At 70.6% G+C, this 23,843-nt stretch carries 18 protein-coding genes; 9 read left to right on the top strand and 9 right to left on the bottom strand.

Translation table 11 applies throughout. From position 1 onward, the window contains the following. Window positions 1–34 precede the first annotated feature (34 nt). The 8 genes from ABXJ52_RS03070 to ABXJ52_RS03035 form a co-directional block, all read right to left on the bottom strand. The gene (locus ABXJ52_RS03070; protein ID WP_367038981.1) at window positions 35–1,198 is read right to left on the bottom strand and encodes a betaine/proline/choline family ABC transporter ATP-binding protein; all 1,164 of its coding nucleotides are present in this window, start codon (window positions 1,196–1,198) and stop codon (window positions 35–37) included. Between the two features lie 22 nt (window positions 1,199–1,220). Further along, window positions 1,221–1,883 carry a lactate utilization protein C gene (locus ABXJ52_RS03065; RefSeq protein WP_367038980.1) on the bottom strand — a complete coding sequence of 221 codons (663 nt, stop codon included), beginning with the start codon at window positions 1,881–1,883 and terminating at the stop codon, window positions 1,221–1,223. Next, window positions 1,880–3,376, bottom strand: coding sequence for a LutB/LldF family L-lactate oxidation iron-sulfur protein (locus tag ABXJ52_RS03060; RefSeq protein WP_367038979.1), 1,497 nt, complete (start codon window positions 3,374–3,376; stop codon window positions 1,880–1,882). Before ABXJ52_RS03060 ends, ABXJ52_RS03065 begins: the two co-directional genes overlap by 4 nt. After that, a complete protein-coding gene (locus ABXJ52_RS03055; protein WP_367038978.1) occupies window positions 3,373–4,134 on the bottom strand; it encodes a (Fe-S)-binding protein in 762 nt (253 codons plus the stop codon). Before ABXJ52_RS03055 ends, ABXJ52_RS03060 begins: the two co-directional genes overlap by 4 nt. An 83-nt stretch (window positions 4,135–4,217) precedes the next feature. Then, a complete protein-coding gene (locus ABXJ52_RS03050; RefSeq protein ID WP_367038977.1) occupies window positions 4,218–5,732 on the bottom strand; it encodes a rhamnulokinase family protein in 1,515 nt (504 codons plus the stop codon). Between the two features lie 533 nt (window positions 5,733–6,265). Next, complete coding sequence (locus ABXJ52_RS03045; protein WP_367038976.1) at window positions 6,266–8,386, bottom strand: bifunctional aldolase/short-chain dehydrogenase; 2,121 nt, start codon at window positions 8,384–8,386, stop codon at window positions 6,266–6,268. Next, the gene (gene rhaI / locus ABXJ52_RS03040; RefSeq protein WP_367038975.1) at window positions 8,383–9,552 is read right to left on the bottom strand and encodes an L-rhamnose isomerase; all 1,170 of its coding nucleotides are present in this window, start codon (window positions 9,550–9,552) and stop codon (window positions 8,383–8,385) included. Before rhaI ends, ABXJ52_RS03045 begins: the two co-directional genes overlap by 4 nt. Window positions 9,553–9,585: 33 nt before the next feature. Next, window positions 9,586–12,783, bottom strand: coding sequence for an alpha-L-rhamnosidase (locus ABXJ52_RS03035; protein WP_367038974.1), 3,198 nt, complete (start codon window positions 12,781–12,783; stop codon window positions 9,586–9,588). Between the two features lie 231 nt (window positions 12,784–13,014). Here ABXJ52_RS03035 and ABXJ52_RS03030 point away from each other — a divergent pair, with 231 nt between their 5' ends. From ABXJ52_RS03030 to ABXJ52_RS02995, 8 genes are all read left to right on the top strand, one after another. Continuing rightward, window positions 13,015–14,511 (top strand): sugar ABC transporter ATP-binding protein, encoded by a 1,497-nt coding sequence (locus ABXJ52_RS03030; protein ID WP_367038973.1) that lies wholly within the window; start codon window positions 13,015–13,017, stop codon window positions 14,509–14,511. Then, window positions 14,508–15,566 (top strand): ABC transporter permease, encoded by a 1,059-nt coding sequence (locus ABXJ52_RS03025; protein WP_367038972.1) that lies wholly within the window; start codon window positions 14,508–14,510, stop codon window positions 15,564–15,566. Before ABXJ52_RS03030 ends, ABXJ52_RS03025 begins: the two co-directional genes overlap by 4 nt. After that, complete coding sequence (locus tag ABXJ52_RS03020; RefSeq protein ID WP_367038971.1) at window positions 15,559–16,557, top strand: ABC transporter permease; 999 nt, start codon at window positions 15,559–15,561, stop codon at window positions 16,555–16,557. The genes ABXJ52_RS03025 and ABXJ52_RS03020 overlap by 8 nt, the downstream gene beginning before the upstream one ends. Before the next feature lie 83 nt (window positions 16,558–16,640). Next, complete coding sequence (gene rhaS / locus ABXJ52_RS03015; protein WP_367048777.1) at window positions 16,641–17,723, top strand: rhamnose ABC transporter substrate-binding protein; 1,083 nt, start codon at window positions 16,641–16,643, stop codon at window positions 17,721–17,723. A gap of 57 nt (window positions 17,724–17,780) precedes the next feature. Then, entirely contained in the window at window positions 17,781–18,797 is a 1,017-nt protein-coding gene (locus tag ABXJ52_RS03010; RefSeq protein ID WP_367038970.1) for a LacI family DNA-binding transcriptional regulator, read from the top strand. Between the two features lie 50 nt (window positions 18,798–18,847). Next, window positions 18,848–20,173 (top strand): alpha/beta fold hydrolase, encoded by a 1,326-nt coding sequence (locus tag ABXJ52_RS03005; RefSeq protein ID WP_367038969.1) that lies wholly within the window; start codon window positions 18,848–18,850, stop codon window positions 20,171–20,173. A gap of 65 nt (window positions 20,174–20,238) precedes the next feature. Continuing rightward, window positions 20,239–20,991, top strand: a complete 753-nt coding sequence (locus tag ABXJ52_RS03000; RefSeq protein ID WP_367038968.1) for a PIG-L deacetylase family protein — start codon at window positions 20,239–20,241, stop codon at window positions 20,989–20,991. Between the two features lie 93 nt (window positions 20,992–21,084). Further along, a complete protein-coding gene (locus ABXJ52_RS02995; RefSeq protein WP_367038967.1) occupies window positions 21,085–21,921 on the top strand; it encodes an enoyl-CoA hydratase/isomerase family protein in 837 nt (278 codons plus the stop codon). Between the two features lie 177 nt (window positions 21,922–22,098). On the opposite strand, the gene ABXJ52_RS02990 is transcribed toward ABXJ52_RS02995, so the two are convergent. Further along, a complete protein-coding gene (locus ABXJ52_RS02990; RefSeq protein WP_367038966.1) occupies window positions 22,099–23,034 on the bottom strand; it encodes an SDR family oxidoreductase in 936 nt (311 codons plus the stop codon). Window positions 23,035–23,175: 141 nt separating this feature from the next. Here ABXJ52_RS02990 and ABXJ52_RS02985 point away from each other — a divergent pair, with 141 nt between their 5' ends. Beyond that, a complete protein-coding gene (locus ABXJ52_RS02985; protein WP_367038965.1) occupies window positions 23,176–23,787 on the top strand; it encodes an XRE family transcriptional regulator in 612 nt (203 codons plus the stop codon). The last annotated feature ends 56 nt before the right edge of the window (window positions 23,788–23,843 follow it).

The following is a 23,843-nucleotide window of genomic DNA, read 5'->3' as shown; positions in this document are numbered from 1 at the left end:
TCGTGGTGGGGTGAGGCTGCCGCTCGGGCAGGGTTCAGGCGTCGGCCACCGAGTCGAACTCCACCTGATCCCGGGGCACGCCCTGCGCGTCCGCGTCCACCGAGCGGCGCAGCGCCTCGTGCAGCTTCGCCGGGGTCAGTACGCCGAGGAAGCGCGCCCCGTCGAGGACCGCGACCCAGCCCGCGTCGTGCTGGAGCATCACGCCGAACGCCTGCTTGAGCGGGGCGCCCACCGGCACCCACGCCTTCATGCGGTGGGCCAGATCACCCACTCTGCCGCCCTCGCCGGCCAGCGCCACCTCGTCGATGCCGACCCAGCCGTGCAGATCCCCGCCCGTGTCCAGGACGACGCCCCAGCGGGCGTCCTCCTCGCGCAGCCGAGCCGCGGCGTGCGCGGCGGGCTCGTCGAGCCGGACCACCGTCGGCTGCTCGAGGTCGTCCGGCTGGATCTCGGTGACCGACAGCCGCTTCAGGCCGCGGTCGGCGCCCACGAACCCGGCGACGTACGGCGTCGCCGGGGTGCCGAGCACCGCGCCGGGCGTGTCGTACTGCTCGATGCGGCCCTCCCCGTAGACCGCGATCCGGTCACCGAGCCTGACCGCCTCCTCGATGTCGTGCGTGACCAGGAGAACCGTCTTACGGACCGTCGCCTGCATCCGCAGGAACTCGTCCTGCAACTGCTCGCGCACCACGGGGTCGACCGCCCCGAACGGCTCATCCATGAGAAGTACGGGCGGGTCGGCCGCGAGGGCGCGTGCCACGCCCACCCGCTGGCGCTGCCCGCCGGACAGCTGCTCGGGGTAGCGGGAGCCGTAGGTCTTCGGGTCGAGGCCCACCAGGTCGAGCAGCTCGGCCGCCCGCACCCGTGCCTTCGCCTTCTTCCAGCCGACCAGCGCGGGAACGGTCGCCGTGTTGTCGAGGATCGTCCGGTGCGGGAAGAGCCCCACCTGCTGGATGACATAGCCGATACGGCGCCGAAGGCGGACCGGGTCGACGTCCGCGATGTTCTCGTCGTTCACGAAGATGCGGCCGGCGGTCGGCTCGATGAGACGGTTCACCATCATCATCGTGGTCGTCTTGCCGCAGCCGGAAGGGCCGACGAGCGTGACCAGTTCCCCCTCGGCGACCTCGAAGGACAGGTCGTCCACGGCCATCGTGCCGTCCGGGTAGCGCTTGCTCACCTGCTCGAACCGGATCATGCACTCACGCTAACCGCGGCCCTCAGACTCCGCTCACCAGCACCACCTCCAGGGTGCGCGGGCCGTGCACGCCCTCCACCCGGTCCAGTTCGATGTCGCTGGTCGCGGACGGTCCCGAGATCCAGGTCAGCGGCCGGGCGGGGTCGAGCCGTTCGAGTGCCTGCGGTACGGAGGAGACCACCTGGTCCGGGACCCGTACGACACAGATGTGGTGGTCGGGGACGAGCGTGATCCGCCGGCGGCCCTGGTCGGGCCCGCCGTCCAGGACGATCGTGCCGGTCTCGGCGACGGCGACCGCGCAGCCGGTGACGACGCTGTCCACCGCGTCGAGCTCGTGCGGAGTGCTCGCGGCGCGGTCATGGACACGGGTCGCGTCGGCAGCCTTGAGCCAGTGCGGCGGGAGACCGGGCGGCACGAGCACGGTTCGCGTGCCGCGTGCCGCGAGCAGCCGCGTGAGCAGATCCGGCAGCTCCGTGTCCGCGCAGCGGTGCACGAGCGCGCGATAGTCGGCGAGGTTCTCCGCGAGCAGGTCGACGGTCTGGTCGGTGCTGCGGTGGCCGTGCTCACGCAGATAGTCGCGGGGGACGGCTGCGTCGTCGGCGTCACTCTCCTGCTGTTCATCGCCGTCGGGTACGTCGGCCAGCGCTCGCCGGACGCGGCCGAGGATCTGCTCCCTGCTGCTCACTTCGTGCCGCCCTTCCGCGCCTTCTCCACCTGGCCGCCGTTCGTACGCCGCCACCAGTCGCGGAACGGCTCCGCGGGCACCTTCGGCAGATCGCGCGTCCCGCTCCACGCCTGCCCGGGGCCGGGAAGCGTGCGCGGGTGGAAGCGCCGGGTCCCGGACGCTAGCCGCTGCCCGGCCCGCAGCACCCCCGGCCGGCCGAAGGCCAGGCCCGCCGCGCGCATCGCGGCCCGCTCGGCCGCGTGCCCCTTCGCGGGCCGCAGCGTCGCCCTCGTGCCGTTCCTTGTCACTTCACCGCCCTGGACCACGCGCTCCCGCAGATGGACGAGGACCTCGGGGATGTCGATGGCCACCGGGCACACCTCGTAGCAGGCGCCGCAGAGGGACGAGGCGTAGGGGAGCGAGGCGTCGATCTCGCTCTGCGTGCCCCGGAGTTGAGGGCTGAGGATCGCACCGATGGGGCCGGGATACACCGAGCCGTAGGCGTGACCTCCGGCCCGCTCGTAGACGGGGCAGACGTTGAGGCAGGCCGAGCAGCGGATGCAGCGCAGCGCCTGGCGGCCCACCTCGTCGGCGAGCGTGTCGCTGCGTCCGTTGTCGAGGAGCACGAGGTGGAAGTCGCGCGGCCCGTCCTCGTCGGTCGTGCCGGTCCACATCGACGTGTACGGGTTCATCCGCTCGGCCGTCGAGGAGCGGGGGAGGGTCTGGAGAAAGACCTCCAGGTCCCGCCAGGTCGGCACGACCTTCTCGATGCCGACGACCGAGATCAGCGTCTCGGGCAGCGTCAGACACATGCGGCCGTTGCCCTCCGACTCGACGACGACCAGGGTGCCCGTCTCGGCGACCATGAAGTTCGCCCCTGAGACGCCGACCTTGGCACGCAGGAACTTCTCCCGGAGGTGCAGACGGGCGGCCTCCGCGAGATCGGCGGGCGTGTCGGTGAGACCGTTCGGGGCGGGGCGGCCCCACTCGCTCATCTCGCGCGCGAAGATCTCGCGGATCTCACCGCGGTTGCGGTGGATGGCGGGCACGAGGATGTGCGAGGGCCTGTCCTTGCCGAGCTGCACGATGAGTTCGGCGAGATCGGTCTCGTACGCGGCGATGCCCTCGGCCTCGAGAGCTTCGTTGAGGCCGATCTCCTGGGTCGCCATCGACTTGACCTTGACGACTTCGGACTCACCGGTGGCCTTGACCAGGTCCGCGACGATCCGGTTGGCCTCGTCGGCGTCCGCCGCCCAGTGCACGGTGCCGCCCGCCGCCGTGACCGACTCCTCCAACTGGACCAGATGGCGGTCGAGATGGCGCAGGGTCTCGTCCTTGATCCGCTTGCCCGCCTCGCGGAGCTGCGCCCAGTCGTCCAGCTCGGCGACCGCGCGGGCCCGTTTGTCGCGGATGGTGTGCGTGGCGTGCCGCAGATTGGCGCGCAGGGTCTTGTCACCCACGGCCTCGCGAGCGGCGGCGGGGAAGGCGGGCATGCCTACGAATGTGCCGCTCATGACAGGGGCTCCTCTTCCGTGCTCGCCAGGATCTCCGCGATGTGGACCGGGCGCAGGCCGCTCTTGAGCCGGGACATCGTCCCCCCGATGTGCATTAGACAGGAGTTGTCCGCGGCGCACAGGGCGTCGGCGCCCGTCGACTCCGCGTTGCGCACCTTGTCCGTGCCCATCGCCGACGAGACATCGGAGTTCTTCATCGCGAAGGTGCCGCCGAAGCCGCAGCACTCGTCCGCTCCCGGAAGCGCCCGCAGTTCGAGCCCCTTCACCGCCTGGAGCAGTCGCGTGGGACGGTCACCGAGGCCGAGGCTGCGCAGACCGTGGCACGTCGGGTGGTACGTCACCGTGTGCGGGTAGTACGCCCCCACATCCGTCACGCCGAGAACGTCCACCAGGAACTCGGTGAGTTCGTACGTCTTGGGCACGACGGGCGCCAGCGTCGCCGCCAGGCCGCCACCTCGGCCCTCGGCACGGGCCCGCTCTCCCATGCGGGGGTAGAGTTCGCGGACCATCGCGCCGCACGACCCGGAGGGCGTGACGATCGCGTCGTACTCCTCCGCGCCGAAGACATCGGAGAAATGACGGGCGAGCGGCTCTGCCTGGTGGCGGTACCCCGTGTTGTAGTGCGCCTGCCCGCAGCAGGTCTGCGCCATCGGGAAGTCGACGTCAACTCCCAGTCTGGTCAGCAGTTTCACCACCGCTCGGCCTGTGTCGGGATAGAGCGTGTCGTTGACACAGGTCAGGAACAGAGCGACACGCATCGCGGGTTCCTCCTCGTCGATCATCGGATGGGTGCAGCGTATGCGCTGTGGGCGCTGCGCGGGAGTCGTCAACGGGGCGCGCGTCATGGGAGGACGCGGCGGGACGCCTCCTGCCACGCTGCCCTGCTCGCGGGGTCGCGGGTCGGCTCGTAGCGACTCAGTTGCTGGGTGCGGGCCAGCAGGGTGCGCATTTCGTGGCGGTCCTCGCCTATCAGCCCGTGTGCCCTGGCCTGGACGAGTACGTTGCCCAACGCCGCTGCCTCCGCCGGCCCCGCGACGACCGGCAGTCCGCAGGCGTCCGCGGTCAGCTGACACAGGAGCGCGTTGCGGGCTCCGCCGCCGACTATGTGCACCACGTCCACGGCTCGGTCCGCGAGGCGTTGGGCGTCCTCGATGGCCCGGCGGTGGGCCAGGGCGAGGGAGTCGAGGATGCAGCGTGTCGTCTCTGCGGGAGTGGAGGGGATGGGCTGACCTGTGGCCTCGCAGGCTTGGGCGATGCGGCGCGGCATGTCGCCGGGGGCCAGGAAGGCGGGGTCCGCCGCGTCGACGAGGGAGCGCAGGCCGGGAGCGGCGGCGGCTTCGATCAGCAGTGCTTCGAGGGTGGGGGCGCTTGGGGCGGGGGCACTTGAGCCTGAGTTCCAGGTGCGCAGGCACTCCTGGAGCAGCCACAGGCCCATGATGTTGCGCAGGTAGCGGACGGTGCCATCGATACCCAGCTCGTTGGTGAAGTTCGCCTCGCGGCTCTGCTCCGTGCGGACGGGGGCGGTCAGCTCCAGGCCCGCGAGCGACCAGGTGCCGGTGCAGATGTAGGCGAAGTCGTCGGTCGTGGCGGGGACGGCGACGACGGCCGACGCGGTGTCGTGCGAGGCCACCGTCGTCACGGGCGTGGGCGAGGTCAGACCGGCGTCTTGGAGGACATGCGGGAGCAGATGGCCGGCCGGGTCGCCGGGGTGGCGCAGCGTCGGGAACAGCCCCAGATCGACGCCGAGGCGTGCGGCGACCTCGGGGGCCCAGCTTCCCGTGCCGGGGTCCATGAGCTGCGTGGTGGAGGCGTTGGTGAGTTCTGTGCCCAGTTCGCCCGTCAGCCAGTACGTCAGCAGGTCGGGAACAAGCAAGAGGTGCTTGGCTGCGGCCAGTTGAGCCGAGCCCTGGGCGGCCAGCAGCTGGTACAGGGTGTTGAAGGGCGCGTACTGGATTCCGGTAGTGGCGTACAGCTCGGCGGCCGGGACAGTGGCCCACGCTTTGTCCGCAACGCCCTCGGTACGGGTGTCCCGGTAGTGCACGGGGTTGCCGAGGAGAGCGCCGTTCGCGTCGAGGAGACCGTAGTCAACTGCCCAGCCGTCGATACCGACGGAGGTCAGGGGGGCGACGGAACCTGCCGCGCGGAGACCGTCGATGACCCCCGCGTAGAGGGACAGGATGTCCCAGTGCAGGGTGCCTGCGGCGCGGACAGGCCGGTTGGGGAAGCGATGCGCCTCCTGGAGGGCGAGCGTCTCGGCGCCGACCTTCGCCACCATGACGCGTCCGCTGGAGGCGCCGAGGTCGATCGCGGCGAAGTGGTGGTCCGAGGAGCGGGACTTCGGGGTGGCGATGGGCATGGTGGCTCGCAGTGTTGAAGGCCGGGGTGCGGGGGGCTTGCGCGTGGTTGTAGGGGTGAGGGCCGGGGGCTGACTTGCGTAATCGCAGGGGTGAAGGTCGAGTGCGGCCTTGCGTGGTTCGCAGGGGTGAGGGTCGAGTGCGGGTCTTGCGTGGGCACATCCCGCGGGACGGGTGCGGGGTGCCTGTGGCCGGACGGGATGGGTCGGGTGCGGGTGCCTGCGGTCGCACGGAGTGGGTCCAGTGCGGTGCGGGCGCCCGTGGTCGTCCGGTGCTCTGTGGTGCGGGGCGGTGCGGGGTACCCGTGGTCGCCCGGTGCTCTGTGGTGCGGCGCCGCGCCGGTATGTCCGTCCTCGCCATCTCGGTTTGCACGTAGGGCTACTGCGGCACCGGAGCGCCGCGTGCCGTGCTCCGGGCGGACATACCGACACGTCCCCTTCGGTGGGATGCGCGGCTGCGGGTCGGTGGGGCGCCCGCCTCTCCGTAGGTGGTGGCCCCCCCCGGGGGGCATGGCGCGGCGGCCGGAAGGGCTGCGCTACCTGAGGAACGCCGCCGCGACGCCCGCGTCCACCGGTATGTGCAGGCCCGTCGTATGGGTGAGGTCGCCCGCCGTCAGGGCGAAGACCGCGTTGGCCACGTGCTCGGGGAGCACCTCTCGCTTGAGGAGGGTCCGCTGGGCGTAGAACTCGCCCAGGTTCTCCTCCTCGATCCCGTACGTCGCCGCACGCTGCGCGCCCCAGCCGCCCGCGAAGATGCCCGAACCCCGCACCACCCCGTCCGGGTTGATGCCGTTCACGCGGATGCCGTGCTCGCCCAACTCGGCTGCCAGGAGACGGACTTGGTGGGACTGATCCGCCTTGGTCGCGGAGTACGCGATGTTGTTCGGGCCTGCGAACACCGCGTTCTTGGACGTGATGTAGATGATGTCGCCGCCCAGCGCCTGGTCCCGCATGATGCGCGCCGCCTCGCGGGAGACGAGGAACGAGCCGCGGGCCATGATGTCGTGCTGCAGGTCCCAGTCCCGGGCCGTGGTGTCGAGCAGCGGCTTGGAGATGGAGATGCCCGCGTTGTTCACCACCAGGTCGACTCCGCCGAAGGCGAGGGCTGCCGACGCGAAGGCGGCGGCGATCTGATCCTCCGACGTGACGTCCATGGGGATGGCCACGGCCTTGTCCGGGCCGCCGAGCTCCTCCGCCACCGCCGCCGCGTTCTCCGCGTTGAGGTCCGCGACCGCCACACAGGCGCCCTCCGCCACCAGGCGGTGCGCAATCGCCTTGCCGATGCCGCTGCCCGCCCCGGTCACAAGGGCGACGCGGGTGGCCAAGGGCTTGGGCTTCGGAAGCCGCTGGAGCTTCGCCTCCTCCAGGGGCCAGTACTCGATGCGGAACTTCTCCGACTCGTCGATGGGGGCGTAAGCGGAGACCGCCTCGGCGCCGCGCATGACGTTGATCGCGTTCACATAGAACTCGCCCGCCACGCGTGCGGTCTGCTTGTCCTTGCCGAAGGAGAACATTCCCACGCCGGGAACGAGGACGATGGCCGGATCGGCGCCGCGCATCGCGGGAGAGGTCGGGTCGGCGTGGCGCGCGTAGTAGGCCGCGTATTCCTCTCGGTACGCCGCGTGCAGCTCCTTGAGGCGGGTGATGGCCTCCTGGAGCGGTGCGGTGGGGGGCAGGTCGAGGACCAGGGGCCTGATCTTCGTGCGGAGGAAGTGGTCGGGGCAGGATGTGCCCAGGGCCGCCAGGCGCGGGTGCTCCGAGGAGGCCAGGAAATCGAGGACGGTGTGCGTGTCGGTGAAGTGGCCGATCTGCGGACGGTCCTGCGAGGCCAGCGAGCGGATGTGCGGGGCCAGTTCGGCCGCACGGTGGCGGCGTTCGGCGGTGGGCAGGGGGCCGTACCCGTCCAGGGGCGGGCCGAAGGGCGCCGGCTTGCCGCGTTCGGAGAGGAACGCCTCCGCCGTGCGGATGATGTGCAGCGAATTGCGCTCGCACTCCTCCGCCGTGGCGCCCCACGCCGTGATGCCGTGACCGCCCAGGATGCAGCCGATGGCGTCCGGGTTCGCCGCCTGTACCGCCGCGATGTCCAGGCCCAGCTGGAAACCGGGGCGGCGCCAGGGCACCCAGGCCACCGTGGGGCCGAAGCACTCGGCGGTCAGCTTCTCGCCGTCCGTGGCGCACGCCAGGGCGATGCCCGAGTCGGGGTGCAGATGGTCCACGTGCGGCGCGTCCACCAAGGCGTGCATCGCGGTGTCGATGGACGGTGCCGCGCCCCCCTTGCCGTGCAGGCAGTAGTCGAAGGCGCCGACCATCTCGTCCTCACGGTCCGGGCCCGCGTACACCTCCTTCAGCGCGTGGAGGCGGTCCAGGCGCAGGACCGCGAGGCCCTCCTCGGTGAGCGTGCCCAGGTCGCCGCCCGAGCCCTTGACCCACATCAGGTCGGTGTCCGCGCCCGTGACCGGGTCGGGGGCCGTGCCCTTCGCCGACGCGTTGCCGCCCGCGTAATTGGTGTTGCGCGGGTCGGCGCCCAAGCGGTGGGCGCGGTCGAGGAGTTCCTTGATCCGCGCGTGCGGTTCCTGCTGTGCTTCCTGTGCCTGCCGTGTGCCCTGTGCGCGCTGTGCTTCCTGTGCGCCCTGTGCGTCCTGTGTCATGCCGCTCATGCCCCCCATCCGGCCTGCTCGCCGCCCACGCGGTCCTTGACGATTCGCTCCTGCCAGCCTGACTCCCGATAGGCCCTCATGGGATCAGGGTCGAGCCCCGAGTCCTCCCTGACTTCTGCCAGTAGGGGGCGGACGTCGGTGTTGAAGGCGTCCATCAGGGCGGCGTTGGCGGCGAGCACGTCGCCGGTCCGCTGGGCCTCGGCCAGCGCGTCCCCGTCGACCAGAAGCGCCTTCGCCGTGGCCTCCTGCACGTTCATCACCGAACGGATGATCGCGGGGATCTTCGCCTCGATGTTGTGGCACTGGTCGAGCATGAAGGCGATGTCCGAATCCAGGCCGCCGCCCCGGACGACCTCGTACATGATCCGGAAGAGCTGGAAGGGGTCCGCGGCGCCCGCCATCAGGTCGTCGTCCGCGTAGAAGCGCGAGTTGAAGTCGAAGCCGCCGAGGCGCCCCTCGCGCAGCAGCGTCGCGACGATGAACTCGATGTTGGTGCCGGGCGCGTGGTGGCCGGTGTCGACGACGACCTGCGCCTTCGGCCCCAGCTTCAGGCAGTGCGCGTAGGCCGTGCCCCAGTCCGGGATGTCCGTCGCGTAGAAGGCGGGCTCGAAGAGCTTGTACTCGATGAGCATGCGCTGGTCGTCGCCGAGCCGGTCGTACGTCGTCCGCAAGGCCTCCGCCAAGCGGTCCTGCCGGCTGCGGATGTCGTCCTGGCCGGGGTAGTTGGTGCCATCCGAGAACCACAGCTTCAGGTCGCGTGAACCCGTGGCGTCCATGATGTCCACGCACTCGAGGAGGTGGTCGAGTGCCTTGCGCCGGACCGTCGGGTCCGGGTTGGTGACCGAGCCGAGTTTGTAGTCGTCGTCCTGGAATACGTTGGCGTTGATCGCGCCGAGCGTCACGCCGCGCTCGGCGGCGTACTCCGCGAGAGCCGCGTAGTCGTCGACCCTGTCCCAGGGGATGTGCAGGGCCACCCGGGGTGCGACGCCGGTGTGGGCGTGCACACGGGCGGCGTCGTCCAGCTTCTCCCGGGTCGTGCGCGGGACACCTGGCTGCGCGAAGACCTTGAAGCGCGTACCGGAGTTGCCGTACGCCCAGGACGGGGTCTCCAGGGCCTGGGTGGTGAGTGCCGCTTTCACGGCGTCCTTGCTGGTTCCGGCGGTCATCGCGCAGCCTTCCGAAAGAGCGGTCGGGGTGGGTCAGTTGGAGAAACGGTGCGTGCCGGATGCGGCGGCGAAGACGGCGCAGCCGTCCTCCATCCGCAGGAACTCCGCCGCGCCGTGCGTCACTTGCGAGCGCTTGCCGGCGGGGATCCACACCTCGGCGGTGGTGTTGGCGGGCAGGGTCACGGTCAGCCGGAACCCGTCCGCGTCCTTCTTCCAGTCGGTGCTGACCGGGCCGTAGAGCGCGTCGAAACTGCTCTGCGCCTCGGTCACGCCGCCGCCGGGGCGCGGGCGGACGAGGATCTTGCGGAAGCCGGGGTCGGCCGGTGCGATGCCCGCGATGTTGGCGTACATCCACTCGCCCACCGAGCCGTAGGCGTAGTGGTTGAAGGAGTTCATGCCGGCGTCCTGGAAGCTGCCGTCCGGCTTGATGGAGTCCCAGCGCTCCCACATCGTCGTGGCGCCCTTGTCGATCTGGTAGCCCCAGCTGGGGAAGGACTTCTGGACGAGGAGGCGGTAGGCGACGTCCGTGTGGCCGGTCGACGTCAGGACGGGGAGCAGGCGGGGTGTGCCCAGGAAGCCTGTCGACAGGTGCCATTCCTTGGACTTGATGAGCTCCACCAGACGTGCTGCCGCCGGTGCGCGGTCGCTGTCGGCGAGCAGATCCATCGACAGGGCGAGAACGTACGCGGTTTGCGTGTCGCCCTTCACCCGCCCGTCACCGGTCACGTACGCCGCACGGAAGGCGTCACGGACGCTCCCGAAAAGCTTCTTGTACGGGGCCGGGTCCTTGCCCAGTGCTTCGGCCGCCCGCGCGACGAGGTCGGCGCTGTGGGCGAAGTAGGCGGTGCCGATGACGTCCTTGGGAGTCTCGTCCTGGATGTTGAGCCAGTCTCCGTAACCCTCGGCGGGGCGCAGATATCCGGTGCTGTGCTTCTCCAGGTAGTCGAGCCACTTCAGCATCGAGGACCAGGACTGCTCCAGTACGCGCTGGTCGCCGTACGCCTGGTAGAGCGCCCAGGGGACGGTCACGCCGGCGTCGCCCCAGCCGGCCACTCCCTTGCCGACCGTGCCGACGAACGGCGCGACGTCGGTGAAGGCACCGTCGTCGGCCTGGCCGTCGCGCAGGTCGTCCAGCCACTTGGTGAGGAAGCGCGCCGACTCCATGACGTAGGCGGCGGTCGGTGCGAAGACGTTGATGTCGCCGGTCCAGCCGAGCCGCTCGTCACGCGCGGGGGTGTCCGTGGGAACGGAGAGGAAATTGCCGCGCTGCCCCCATGTGATGTTGCTGTGCAACTGGTTGAGCATGGGGACGTCGGTCTCGAAGTCCATCGTGAACGGAGCCGACGTGTGGATCACGCGGCCCCTCACAGCGTCGCGCGGTGGCTTGCCCGGGTAGCCCGTCACCTCCACGTAGCGGAAGCCGTGGAAGGTGAACCGCGGTTCGAACGTCTCCTTGCCGCCGCCCTTGAGCGTGTAGGTGTCGGTGGCACGCGCGGTCCGCAGATTGGTGGTGTAGAGCGTGCCGTCGGGGTTCAGGACCTCCGCATGGCGCAACCGGACCTTCGTACCGGCCTTCCCGGAGACGGTGAGACGCACCGCGCCGACCATGTTCTGACCGAGGTCGAAGACGAAGACGCCGGGCTTCGGCTCGGTCACCTTCTGGGCGGAGATCTCGCTCTCCACGCGCGTGTGCCCGTCGACTTGAGCGACGACGGCGGCCTTGACGTCATCGACGCCGTCGGCGGCCGCCCACTTCGAGTCGTCGAAGCCCGCGCGCGTCCAGCCCGCGGTCTCCAGGCGCGCGTCGTAGTCCTCGCCCGACAGGAGGTCGGCGGCGGTGACCGGCCCCATGGCGGCGCGCCAGTCGGTGCCCGACAGCACACGGTCCGTGGACCCGTCGGTGTACGTGACCTCCAACTGGGCCAGGAGCGCCGGGCGTTCGCCGTACTGATGCGGACCGAACATGCCGACGTTGCCCGCGTACCAGCCGACCGCGAGCGTCACGCCGAGCGCGTTGGCGCCGGACTTGAGCTGCTTGGTCACGTCGTACGTCTGGTAATGGACCCGCTTGTCGTAGTCGGTCCAGCCGGGCGCCAGGCGGTCGTCGCCGACGCGCTCGCCGTTCAGCCAGGCGTCGTAGAGACCGAGGGCCGTGGAGTACAGGCGGGCCCGCGCGACCTTCTTGCCCGGCCGGAGGCGGAACTCGTGTCGCAGCTGGGCGGCGGGGCAGTGCTCGGGTGCGACCTTTCCCCACGGGCCGGAACCCCAGGGCGCGAGGACCTTGGCCGCCGTCCAGGAGCCGTCGTCGTATCCCGTCGACCGCCAGTCGCCCGAGGGCTCCTTGCCGGTCGTCTTCCATGTGCCGTCGGTGGTCAGGGTGCGGACGCCGTCGGCGGTCGTCAGCTCCAGGACACCGAGCAGACCCGCGGGCCCGGTCGTGGCGTTGGTGGCGGAGACGGCGATGACCGAGGCTCCGGCACGAAGCCGGTCGGTCACGTCGACGACCGCGGGCCGGCGCCAGTTGTCGGCGGCGCTGTCCGCTTCGGTGTGCGACACCTGCGTGCCGTTCACGTATGCGGTGTACCCGTCGTCGGCCGTCATGACGAGCCGCGCTCGGGTGACCCCTTCGGGGACATCGACGCGACCGCGGAACCAACGGGTGGCCGCAGGTGCGCTGTTCGCGGGGTCACCTTCGGGGAACCAGAGCCAGGAGGCCTCGGCCAGGGAGGGCGCGCCGATGAGGGAGGCGGGGGCGCCGATCCACCGCGCCGTCCAGTCCTTCGCCCCGGAGAGCCCCGTTTCCCACCAGGAGGCCTCACTCCAGGCGGACGCCTTGCCGGCGGTGTCCCAGACCCGCACCGACCAGTAGTAGCGCGTACGGGACGTGAGGTCGGGCCCCGCGTAGGGGACCAGGACCGAGTCGCTGGAGGCGACCTTCCCGCTGTCCCACACGTCTGGCTTGGAGAGGCGCTCCGGGGTGGTGGCCACGCGCACCTGGTAAGCGCTCTGAGCCTGGCCGTCCGCATCGGACACCAGGGGCCAACTCAGCCTGGGACGGGGTACGTCGAGACCGAGCGGGTGTCTCACGTACTCGACGGTCGGTTTGGTCACGCGTAGGGCCCGGCCCCCCGCAGAGGGGGCGGCGTGGGCCGCCGGAACGGCCCCGGCGGCCATCGCCGTACCCAGGGCGGCCGTGGCGGTGGTGCTGAGCAGTCGTCTTCTGCTGATCACAACTTGACTCCGTAACGACTCGACGATGAATCGTTTCACGAGAGGCGAAGCTAGGGAGTGCGCCGTCTGCTGTCAAGTGCCCCGGCGTGATGGGCCCTTGGCGCACAGAGTCTCGTGCGGATTTTCAAGTCCTGCCCATTGACGGCACAGTTGGCGCGGGTCTAGCTTCCCTGGAAATTGATTGAAACCTTTCACGCCGGGTGTCCGGCGAGTTACCGATCGGTGCTATCTATGAGAGAGCCCCCCGTCCTTGCCGTGCAGGGCCTGAGCAAGTCCTTCGGGGCTGTGCGCGCCCTGCACGACGTCTCCCTGGAGCTGTACGCCGGTGAGGCGCACGCCCTCGCGGGTGAGAACGGCGCAGGGAAATCCACCCTCATCAAGACCCTCGCCGGGGTCCATCGCCCCGACGCGGGGGGGCTGTCGCTCGACGGGTCCCCGGTCGTCTTTCAGGGCCCGGGAGACGCCAGGGACGCGGGCGTCGCCGTCATCTACCAGGAGCCGACGCTCTTTCCCGACCTCTCCGTTGCGGAGAACATCTTCATGGGGCGCCAGCCGCGCCGCTCGTTGGGCCGCGTCGACCACAAGGCCGTGCACGCCGCGGCCGCCGCGCTCTTCAAGCGCCTGGACGTGGACCTCGACCCCGACCAGCCCGCCCGCGGCCTGTCCATCGCCGACCAGCAGATCGTCGAGATCGCCAAGGCGCTCTCCTTCGACGCCCGGGTCCTGATCATGGACGAGCCGACCGCGGCGCTCACCGGCAGCGAGGTGGCCCGCCTCTTCGGCGTCGTGCGCACGCTGCGCGAACAAGGCGCCGCGGTGCTTTTCATCTCGCATCGCCTGGAGGAGATCTTCGAGCTGTGCCAGCGCGTCACGACGCTGCGGGACGGCGGTCTGATCGCGAGCGAGCCGCTCGAAGGCCTGACCGAGGACGATCTCGTACGCCGCATGGTGGGCCGCGACCTCGACGAGCTCTACCCGAAGCAGGAGACGAGGGTCGGCGAAGTCGCGCTCAGCGTCCGCCGGTTGACCCGTGAGGGCATCTTCACCGACGTCTCGTTCGATGTGCGGCGCGGCGAGATCGTCGGGCTCGCGGGGCTCGTCGGGGCCGGACGGAGCGAGGTCGCGCGGGCCGTGTTCGGCGTCGACAAGTGGGACGCCGGGACGGTCGAGGTGCAAGGGAGGGAGCTGGTCAACGGCGCCCCGAGCACCGCCATGGCGGCCGGGCTCGCGCTCGTCCCGGAGGACCGCCGTGCCCAGGGCCTGGTGATGGACATGTCGATCGAGCGCAACATCGGACTCACCGGACTGCGGACGACCGTGCGCGCGGGCCTCATGGACCGTGGCGCCGAACGCAGCCGTTCGCTCGACTGGGCGGTGCGCCTCCAGGTGAAGTACGCGCGCATCGCCGACGCGGTCGGCACCTTGTCCGGCGGCAACCAGCAGAAGGTCGTCCTCGCCAAGTGGCTCGCCACCCGGCCCCAGGTCCTGATCGTCGACGAACCCACCCGCGGCATCGACGTCGGCACCAAGGCCGAAGTGCACCGTCTGCTCTCCGAACTCGCCGCCGACGGGGTCGCGGTCCTGATGATCTCCTCCGACCTGCCGGAGATCCTCGGCATGGCCGACCGGGTGCTCGTCATGCACGAAGGGCGGCTCGCCGCCGAGATCCCGCGCGCGCGGGCGACCGAGGAGTCCGTGATGGCGGCAGCCACGGGGAGGACGGCATGAGTGTGACCACCCAGAGTCCCGCGCCCACCGTCGACCCGGAGAAGGCCGCGGGAACGCGCCTGGTGGACCGCGTCTTCAAGATGCGCGAACTCGCCATCCTCCTTGTCTTCCTGGTGATGATCGGCATCACCCAGGCGGGCAACAGTGAGTTCCTGTCCGAGCAGGGCATCAAGGACCTGCTCCTGAACGCGACCATCCTGGTCCTCGTCGCCACCGGTCAGGCCCTCGTGGTCATCACCCGCAACGTCGACCTGTCGGTCGGCTCGACGCTCGGGATCAGCGCATTCGCCGCCGGCAACTACCTCCAGGGCGGCGGCGACTCGACGGTCGCGATCCTCCTCGCGGTCGCGCTCGGCGTCGGCTGCGGCCTGCTCAACGGGGCGCTCGTCAGCCTCGGCCAAGTGCCCGCCCTCGTCGTCACCCTCGGCACCCTCTACGTCATCCGGGGTGTCGACTCCATCTGGGTCGGCTCCCGGCAGATCACCGCGTCCGACCTGCCGGACGGCTTCGTCGACTTCGGCTCCGGCGGGATCTCGGCTGTGCCGTACCTGGGTCTCATCGCGCTCGCCGTCCTGGTCGCGGTCGCCTACTACCTGCGGCACTTCGGCGGTGGACGCGAGCTCTACGCACTCGGCTCCAACCCCGAGGCCGCCCGGCTCGCCGGCATCCCGGTACGCAAGCGCATCCTCGCCGCCTACACCGCGTGCGGAGCGCTCGCCGGGCTCGCGGGAGCGCTGTATCTGGCCCGCTTCGGCAACGTCGACTCCGCCACCGGCAACGGCTACGAACTCACCGTCGTCAGCGCCGTCGTGGTCGGCGGCGTCGTCTTCACCGGCGGCTCCGGCAGCGTCTACGGCGCGGCGCTCGGCGCGCTGCTCCTGACCTCCATCAACAGCGTGCTGCCCGCGCTCGGCGTCAGCTCCGTGTGGGTGCTCGCCATCAACGGCGTGCTGCTCGTCCTGGCCATCGCCGTCGACCGGATCGTCGCCCTGCGCGTCGCCAAGGCCCTGACGAAGAGGGCCGCATCGAACAGAAGGGCTGGCCGACATGGCTGACTCCAACCGGCTCGACGTCACGCGCGCCATCCGCTGGGACACCGTTGTCGGCGCTCTCCTTGTCGTGCTCCTCCTGATGTCGTTCTCCTTTGTCGACGGTTTCGGCAACGCCCTCAACCTGTCGTTCCTCATCGGCAACACGCTGCCCATCGCGCTGATCGCACTGCCGATGACGCTTCTCGTCGTCTCCGGAGAGATCGATCTGTCGGTGGCGTCGACCGCGGGGCTCTCCGGAGCCGTGATGGGCGCCCTCTGGAACGCGGGCATGGCCATCGAGACGACCATCCCGCTCGTGCTCCTCCTCGGAGTCGTCTGCGGCCTCGTCAACGGTCTCCTGGTCACCCGCCTCGGGCTGCCCTCGCTCGCCGTGACCATCGGCACCATGGCCGCCTACCGCGGCATCGCGCAGATCGTCCTCGGCTCGGACGCCGTCACCGACTTCCCCTCGCAGTACCTGGACTTCGCGGCCGGGCGCATCGGCGACACCTTCCTGCCGTACGCCTTCCTGCCCTTCCTCGCGCTGCTCGCGATCGCCGTCATCGTCCTGCACGCCACGCCCTTCGGGCGCTCGCTCTTCGCGATCGGCGCCAACGAGGAGGCGGCGCGGTTCGCCGGCGTCCGCGTCAAGCGGCACAAGCTGTGGCTGTTCGTCGCCACGGGGCTCATGGCCTCCCTCACGGGAATCTTCTGGGCCCTGCACTACGCGAGCGCCCGCTTCGACAACGCCACCGGCCTCGAACTGTCCGTCGTCGCCGCCGTCCTGCTCGGCGGCATCGACTTCGACGGCGGCAAGGGGACCCTCGGCGGCGCGATCGCCGGAGTCTTCCTGCTCGGCGCCCTGCAGAACGCCATGAGCCTGCTCAACGTCTCCGCACAGTCGCAGATCGTCGTCACCGGCGTGCTGCTCGTGGTGTCCGTCCTCGGGCCGCGCGTGGCCCGCCAGATCGCCGTCGCCCGAGCGGGCCGCCGCGCCGCGGCTCCCGCCCGCTGACCCCTCGTACCGTCTCGAAAGTCCGAAAGGGACCAACGATGATCTCTCCCCGCCGATCCGTCCCCCGATCCGCCCGCCGACCCGTGCGCCGCACCGCCCTCACCCGCGCCTGCGTGACCCTGGCAGCCGTCACCTCGCTCGCCCTCACCGCCACCGCCTGCGGCGGCACCACCAAGGAGTCGTCGAAGGACGACGACGCGGCCAAGGCATCGAACGCCAAGGCCGATCCCAACGCGCCGACCAAGAAGGACCTCACGGTCGCCTTCCTGCCCAAGCAGGTCAACAACCCCTACTTCACCGTCGCCGACAAGGGCGGTGAGAAGGCGCTCAAGGAGCTCGGATCGACGTACAAGGAGACGGGACCCAACAGCGCCACCGACACCAGCGGACAGGTCTCCTACGTCAACACGCTCACCCAGCAGCAGGTCGACGCGATGGCCGTCTCCGCGCAGGACCCCGGCGCCCTGTGCACGGCCCTCAAGCAGGCCATGAAGAACGACATCAAGGTCGTCACCTACGACTCGGACACCAACCCCGGATGCCGTGACGTGTTCGTCTCGCAGTCCAGCGCCGAGGCGCTCGGCCGCACCCAGGTGGAGCTCCTGGGCAAGCAGCTCGACTACAAGGGAGACATCGCGATCCTCTCCGCGGCCCAGACCGCGACGAACCAGAACACCTGGATCGGGTTCATGAAGGACGAGCTGAAGAAGCCCAAGTACAAGAACATGAAGCTGGTCAAGACCGCCTACGGCAACGACGACGCCCAGCAGTCCTTCCAGCAGACCCAGGGCCTCCTCCAGGAGCACCCGAAGCTGGCCGGGATCATCTCCCCGACCACCGTCGGCATCAAGGCCGCCGCCCAGTACCTCTCGGGATCGAAGTACAAGGGCAAGGTCAAGCTCACCGGCCTCGGCACCCCCAACGACATGCGCCAGTACGTGAAGAACGGCACCGTAGAGGGCTTCGAGCTGTGGGACCCGGCCAAGCTCGGCGCCCTCGCCGCGCACACCGCGGTGGCCCTGAAGTCCGGCCAGATCACCGGCAAGAAGGGTGAGAAGTTCGAGGCGGGCGACCTCGGCAGCTTCACCATCGGCGACAAGGGAGTCGTCGATCTCGGCGAGCCGACCGTCTTCGACAAGAAGAACATCGACCAGTACAAATTCTGAGGGGACCGCACGCGACGGCGCACAAGGCGCCGCACGCACAACGGAACAAGGGGACGCATGGTCGGCATCAAAGACGTGGCGAAGCACGCCGGCGTGTCGGTGGGCACCGTGTCGAACGTGATCAACCGCCCGGACGTCGTCTCCGAGGAGACACGCCACCGGGTGCAGTCCGTGATCGACCGGCTCGGCTACGTCCGCAGCGAGTCCGCGCGGCAGCTGCGCGCGGGGCAGAGCCGCATCATGGCGCTGCTCGTGCTCGACATGGGCAACCCCTTCTTCGTGGACGTCGCGCGCGGCGCCGAGCGGGCCGCGCTCGACGCCGGGCTGCGCGTCATGATGTGCAACAGCGGACAGAGCCCCTCCGAAGAGGCCGAGTATCTGGCGCTCTTCGCCGAACAACGGGTACGCGGCGTGCTGCTGACCCCGGCGGACGCCACCGGACGCAACATCGAGGCCTTCCGCAGGCACTCCATCCCGTTCGTCCTGGTCGACCGGGTCGCCGAGGGCGCCACCGAGTGCTCCGTCTCCGTGGACGACGTCCTCGGCGGCGCGCTCGCGGTGCGCCATCTCGTCGACACGGGGCACCGCAGCATCGCGTACGTGAGCGGTCCGCCCGGACTCAACCAGGTCAAGGACCGCAGGCAGGGGGCGCTGCAAGCCCTCACCGAGGCCGGGCTTCCGGCGTCGGCGCTGCGGGAGCTGCCCACCGAACGCCTCGACGTGGCCGCGGGACGCGACGCGGGCGCCCGCGTCCTCGGCCTCGCCGAGCGGCCGACGGCCGTCTTCTGCGCCAACGACCTGCTCGCTCTGGGCGTGCTCCAGGCGATGTACGCGGCCGGGGTGAGCGTGCCCGAGGACATCGCCATCGTGGGTTACGACGACATCGAGTTCGCCGCGGCGGCCGTCGTCCCGCTCACCTCGGTGCGCCAGCCCGCCATCAAGATGGGCGCGATGGCCGCGGAGCTCCTCCTGGAGGAGACCGAGGCGGACGCCGACCCCGGTCAGCACGGACACCGGCGCGTGGTGCTCCAGCCGGAGCTCGTGGTGCGGCGCTCCAGCCTGACGCCCCGCTGATCGTCTCCGCGGCGGATGTGCTGGACTGGGGCGAACCGTCCCGTTCACGTATGCCGCCAGGAGCCCTCTTGACCGCCACCGCCACCTACCGTCAGCCCGGCGTCGTCCTCACCGACCACCGCTTCTCCGTGCCCCTGGACCACGACGCCCCGGCGGGGGAGCGGATCGAGGTCTTCGCGCGGGAGGCCGTGGCGAGCGCGCACGCGGACGCGAGCCTGCCGTGGCTGGTGTATCTGCAGGGTGGCCCGGGGTTCGGGGCCAACCGGTTCGTGGGCAAGGAGGCGTGGCTCGGCAGGGCTCTGCAGGACTACCGGGTGCTCCTGCTCGACCAGCGCGGAACCGGCAGCTCCACTCCGGCGACGCGCCAGACGCTCCCGCTGCGCGGCGGCCCTCGCGAACAGGCCGACTACCTCACGCACTTCCGAGCCGACTCCATCGTCCGCGACTGCGAGCTGATCCGCCGCGAGCTGACCGGCGGCGCTCCCTGGACCGTACTCGGCCAGAGCTTCGGCGGCTTCTGCGCGACCCACTACCTGTCGGCGGCCCCCGAAGGGCTGCACACCGCCATCATCACCGGCGGCCTGCCCACCCTCGACGGCCACGCGGACGACGTCTACCGCGCCGCCTATCCGCGCATGGAGCGCAAGACCCGCGCCCACTACGCCCGCTATCCCCAGGACGTCGAGCGCGCCCGCCGCATCGCCGCCCACATCGCCGAGCACGAGCCGGTCCTGAACGGCGGCTACCGCCTCACCGTCGAGGCGTTCCAGTCCCTCGGCATGCTGCTCGGCTCGGGCGACGGCAGCCACCGCCTCCACTACCTCCTCGAAGACGCCTTCGTGCGGACCCCGGCGGGGCACACGCTCTCCGACGCGTTCCAGGAAGGCGTACAGGCCGCGCTCTCGCACTGGAGCCACCCCCTGTTCGCGCTCCTGCACGAATCCATCTACGGTCAGGGCGACCGGCCCACGGACTGGTCGGCGCAGCGGCTGCGCGGGGAGTTCCCGCAGTTCGACCCGGGCAAGACGCTCGCCGGTGACGCGCCGCTCCTGTTCACCGGGGAAGCCGTCCAGCGCCGCCAGTTCGACTGCGACCCCGCCCTGCGGCCGCTGCGCGAGACCGCCGGCCTCCTCGCCGCACGCACCGGCTGGACGCCCCTGTACGACACGGCACGCCTCGCCGCGAACGAGGTACCGGCAGCCGCCGCGATCTACCACGACGACCTGTACGTCGACACCGAACAGTCGCTGCGCACCGCCCGCTCCATCCGCGGCCTGCGGACGTGGGTCACCGACGAGTACGAGCACGACGGGCTCCGGGCGGGTTCGCCCCGCGTCCTCGACCGGCTCCTCGCCCTCGCCAGGGACGAGGCCTGAGCCACCTCCGTGCGTGGGCCCGCGCGGCTGGTCCGTGCGGGGGCCCGCGCGGTTAGGCTGCGGGCATGACAGAGCCGTTGAACGAGAACGACCAGCTCACCCCCATGCCCGAGGACTGGCAGCGGGCCCTTGCCGTCGTCGCCCACCCCGACGACCTGGAGTACGGCTGCTCGGGAGCGATCGCCGGATGGACGGACGGCGGGCGCGAGGTCGCCTATCTCCTGGCCAGCCGCGGTGAGGCCGGCATCGACACGCTCGACCCCGCCACGTGCGGTCCGCTGCGCGAACGTGAGCAGCGGGCGAGCGCGGCCGTCGTCGGTGTGTCGGCCGTGGAGTTCCTCGACCACAAGGACGGCGTGATCGAGTACGGGACGGCGCTGCGCCGCGACATCGCCGCCGCGGTCCGCAGGCACCGGCCCGAGCTCGTCATCACGCTCAACCACCGCGACACGTGGGGCGGCGTCGCCTGGAACACCCCGGACCACGTCGCCGTCGGCCGCGCCACGCTCGACGCCGTCGCGGACGCGGGCAACCGCTGGATCTTCCCCGAGCTGATCGAGGAGGACGCGCTCGAGCCCTGGAACGGCGTGCGCTGGGTGGCCATCGCCGGTTCGTCGTCGCCCACCCACGCGGTGGACGCGACGGCCGGGCTCGAGCGCGCCGTGGCCTCGCTCCTCGAACACCGCACGTACATCGAGGCGTTGACGACGGAGGATCCCGAGAAGTACTGCCGCGAGTTCCTCGTGGGCTACGCAGAGCAGCTGGCGCCACGCTTCGGCGGTAAGCCCGCGGTGGCCTTCGAGGTCTTCAGCCGCTGACGAGGTCTTCAGCCGCTGAGCCGCCGCCACTAAGCTGACGAGGCATCGCATTACTGACGGGCCGTCAGAAACGCAGGCAGGAGCTGGTGCTTGATGATCGACACCATCGGCACGGACATCCCGGAGGGCGAGGAGAGGCTGCGCCTCGACATCGAGGACGGCCTCGGCATCCTCACCCTCTGCTACCCGAAGAAGCTCAACGCGTGGAGCTGGGAGTCCACGCGCCAGTTGGGCCTCTTCGCCGACCGGATCCGTTTCGACGACTCGATCAGGGCGGTCCTGCTGCGGGCAGAGGGGCGGGCCTTCTGTGCGGGGATCGACATCACCGCGCACATCGGTGGTGTGATCGAAGGCCGTTCGGGCTCCGAGCAGACGCGCAACTACTACGAGGCCCTGCGCTGGGTCCATGAACGGTTCCGCGCCTTCGCCGGCCTTCCGCAGCCCATCGTCGCCGCCGTGCAGGGGTACTGCCTCGGGTTCGGCTTCGAGCTCGCGCTGATGGCGGACGTACGGATCGCGTCCGACGACGCGGTGTTCGCGCTTCCCGAGGCGCAGATCGGTGTCACGGTGGACGCGGGCGGCGATCTGCGCATCGCGCGCGAGGCCGGGGCGGGCTGGGCCAAGCTGCTCTCGCTCACCGGACGCCGCATCGACGCGGCCACGGCCGAACGGCTTCGGCTGGTGCAACTCGTCACGTCCGTGGACGAGGTGACCAAGACGGCCCGTGAGATCGCCGCGGAGATCGCGGCGAACGGCCCGCTGGCCGTCCAGGGCATCAAGCGGGGCATCGACGCGTACGCGGACGCGGGGATGGACGCCGCTCTCGACCGGGTCGCGATGAACGCGGCGATCACGCTGACGTCCGAGGACTCGCGTGCGGGGTACGCGGCGAAGGGGGAGAGGCGGACAGCGCGGTTCGAGGGCAAGTAACCGCCACCGCTGCCGCGAAGGGAGCAGGGCCGCGCAGGGCGCGGTGTGGGATACGGGGAGGCGAGGCGCCCCGCAACCCCCCGAGCGTCCGCGTCTCGTCTGTTCGCGCGGCGTGTATGCGCGGGTGCACCAGACTGTCTCGCCGTCACGGGGGAGGGCCCGGGGTGTGTGGGCCCGCTATCCCCCGAATCGACCCCTCCCCATCTGCCCCCGCACCGTCACCATTTCCGGGCTCACCAACCCCCGCCGCTGCCAGTTCGCGCCGTCGACCACCAGGGTGTGCCCGGTGATGAAGCGGGCGTAGGGCGAGGCCAGGAATGTCGCGGCCCAGCCCAGTTCGCGTGGGGCGCCGACGCGGAGGGCCGGCTGGCGAGCGTTCAACTCCCCGACGGCCGCGTCCGGTTCGCGGGGCTCCGGGGGCGCCGCCCGGCCGAGGTTCGCGCGGACGTCGGCCGTCATGTCCTCGTGCGGCATCAGGCCCGGCACCAGGCCGTTGACCTGGATTCCGTACGGGCCCCACTCCACCGCCAGGGTTTCGACCAGGCTCTTCACGCCTGCCTTGGCCGCCGCGCTGTGCGCGAAGCCGGGGCCGCCCGTCCACGCGTACGACGCCCCGATGTTGATGACGGAGCCGGGCGTGCCCGCCGCGAGATGGCGGCGGGCGAACTCCCGCGTCATGAAGAACGTGCCGTTCAGCGTGATGTCCACGACCGAGCGCCACGCGTTCGGGGACATGTCCTCGGCGGGCACGGGAAAGTTCGCCGCCGCGTTGTTGATCAGGACGTCCGGCAGTCCGAACGCGTCCTGCGCCGCCTCGAAGACCTGGGCTACGCGGTCCGGGTCCCGGATGTCGCAGGGCCTGGCCGCCACCCGCCCACCGAGGCCGGCGAGTTCGTCCCGCGCCGCCTTGAGCCGCTCCTCCTTGCGGCCCGCGATCACCAGATCCGCGCCGAGCCGCGCGAACTCCGTCGCGATCGCCTTGCCGAGGCCGCTCCCGCCGCCGGTCACCAGGACCACCACCCCCTCGTACGTTCCTTCGGGCAGGGCGCTCGTGCCCGGCGGGGCGGGGGCCGGCAGCCCCGGCAGCATGCTTTCGTTCGCGTGGTCCGTCATGGCCGCATCGCTATCGCGTAACGCTGCAAAGCTCCATGCCCGGTACGGAACTCATGTCCGCGCCCGTGCGTCCGGGCGGCGCACGCCCCGCGCATGGCGTGCGGGATTGACAATTGGCTTTGCCGATACTGCAATGAAGGCATGGCAGAGAACGATGACGACAGTGCGCGTCTCGACGGCGTCCTGGCCGAGGTGGGCCCCCGGCTGCGGAGAATCCGCAAGGAGCGCGGTGCGACGCTGGCGGGCCTCGCCGCCGCCACCGGCATCTCCGTGAGCACCCTCTCCCGTCTGGAGTCCGGCCACCGCAAGCCCAGCCTCGAACTCCTGCTCCCCATCGCCCGCGCCCACCAGGTCCCGCTGGACGAGCTGGTCGGCGCCCCGCCCGTCGGTGACCCGCGGGTGCGAGCGAAGCCGATCGTCCGGCACGGCCGCACGATGGTCCCGTTGACCCGCCAGCCCGGGGGCCTCCAGGCGTACAAGGTGTTCGAGCCCAAGCGTTCCGCGGAGCCCGACCTCAAGACCCACGAGGGCTACGAGTGGCTGTATGTGCTCTCCGGCCGGCTACGGCTCGTCCTCGCCGATCACGACGTGGTCCTCACGGCCGGCGAGGCCGCGGAGTTCGACACCAGGCTCCCGCACTGGTTCGGGTCCACGGGGGAGGGGCCCGCGGAATTCCTCAGCCTCTTCGGGCCGCAGGGCGAGCGGATGCACGTACGGGCACAGCCCTCCCGGCAGAAGCGCACAACGGACTGACGAGACGGTTCCCCTGGCTGCAAGCGACCGCTTAGTATGCGACGGAGCCCGGTCTA

Source organism: Streptomyces sp. Je 1-332, from assembly GCF_040730185.1.
Classification (GTDB): Bacteria; Actinomycetota; Actinomycetes; order Streptomycetales; family Streptomycetaceae; genus Streptomyces.
The sequence above is the reverse complement of the archived record's forward strand: the minus strand, read 5'-3'. Positions and strand labels throughout refer to the sequence as shown.

Excerpts from the sequence above, each read along its gene's own strand:
- ABXJ52_RS03050 (WP_367038977.1), bottom strand. The coding sequence starts at position 5,732 with ATGCCCATCGCCACCCCGAAGTCCCGCTCCTCGGACCACCACTTCGCC.
- ABXJ52_RS03045 (WP_367038976.1), bottom strand. The coding sequence starts at position 8,386 with ATGAGCGGCATGACACAGGACGCACAGGGCGCACAGGAAGCACAGCGC.
- ABXJ52_RS03025 (WP_367038972.1), top strand. The coding sequence starts at position 14,508 with ATGAGTGTGACCACCCAGAGTCCCGCGCCCACCGTCGACCCGGAGAAG.
- ABXJ52_RS03000 (WP_367038968.1), top strand. The coding sequence starts at position 20,239 with ATGACAGAGCCGTTGAACGAGAACGACCAGCTCACCCCCATGCCCGAG.
- ABXJ52_RS02990 (WP_367038966.1), bottom strand. The coding sequence starts at position 23,034 with ATGACGGACCACGCGAACGAAAGCATGCTGCCGGGGCTGCCGGCCCCC.
- ABXJ52_RS03020 (WP_367038971.1), top strand. The coding sequence starts at position 15,559 with ATGGCTGACTCCAACCGGCTCGACGTCACGCGCGCCATCCGCTGGGAC.
- ABXJ52_RS03030 (WP_367038973.1), top strand. The coding sequence starts at position 13,015 with ATGAGAGAGCCCCCCGTCCTTGCCGTGCAGGGCCTGAGCAAGTCCTTC.
- ABXJ52_RS02985 (WP_367038965.1), top strand. The coding sequence starts at position 23,176 with ATGGCAGAGAACGATGACGACAGTGCGCGTCTCGACGGCGTCCTGGCC.
- ABXJ52_RS02995 (WP_367038967.1), top strand. The coding sequence starts at position 21,085 with ATGATCGACACCATCGGCACGGACATCCCGGAGGGCGAGGAGAGGCTG.
- rhaI (WP_367038975.1), bottom strand. The coding sequence starts at position 9,552 with ATGACCGCCGGAACCAGCAAGGACGCCGTGAAAGCGGCACTCACCACC.
- ABXJ52_RS03055 (WP_367038978.1), bottom strand. The coding sequence starts at position 4,134 with ATGCGTGTCGCTCTGTTCCTGACCTGTGTCAACGACACGCTCTATCCC.
- ABXJ52_RS03005 (WP_367038969.1), top strand. The coding sequence starts at position 18,848 with ATGCCGCCAGGAGCCCTCTTGACCGCCACCGCCACCTACCGTCAGCCC.
- ABXJ52_RS03010 (WP_367038970.1), top strand. The coding sequence starts at position 17,781 with ATGGTCGGCATCAAAGACGTGGCGAAGCACGCCGGCGTGTCGGTGGGC.
- ABXJ52_RS03060 (WP_367038979.1), bottom strand. The coding sequence starts at position 3,376 with ATGAGCGGCACATTCGTAGGCATGCCCGCCTTCCCCGCCGCCGCTCGC.
- ABXJ52_RS03070 (WP_367038981.1), bottom strand. The coding sequence starts at position 1,198 with ATGATCCGGTTCGAGCAGGTGAGCAAGCGCTACCCGGACGGCACGATG.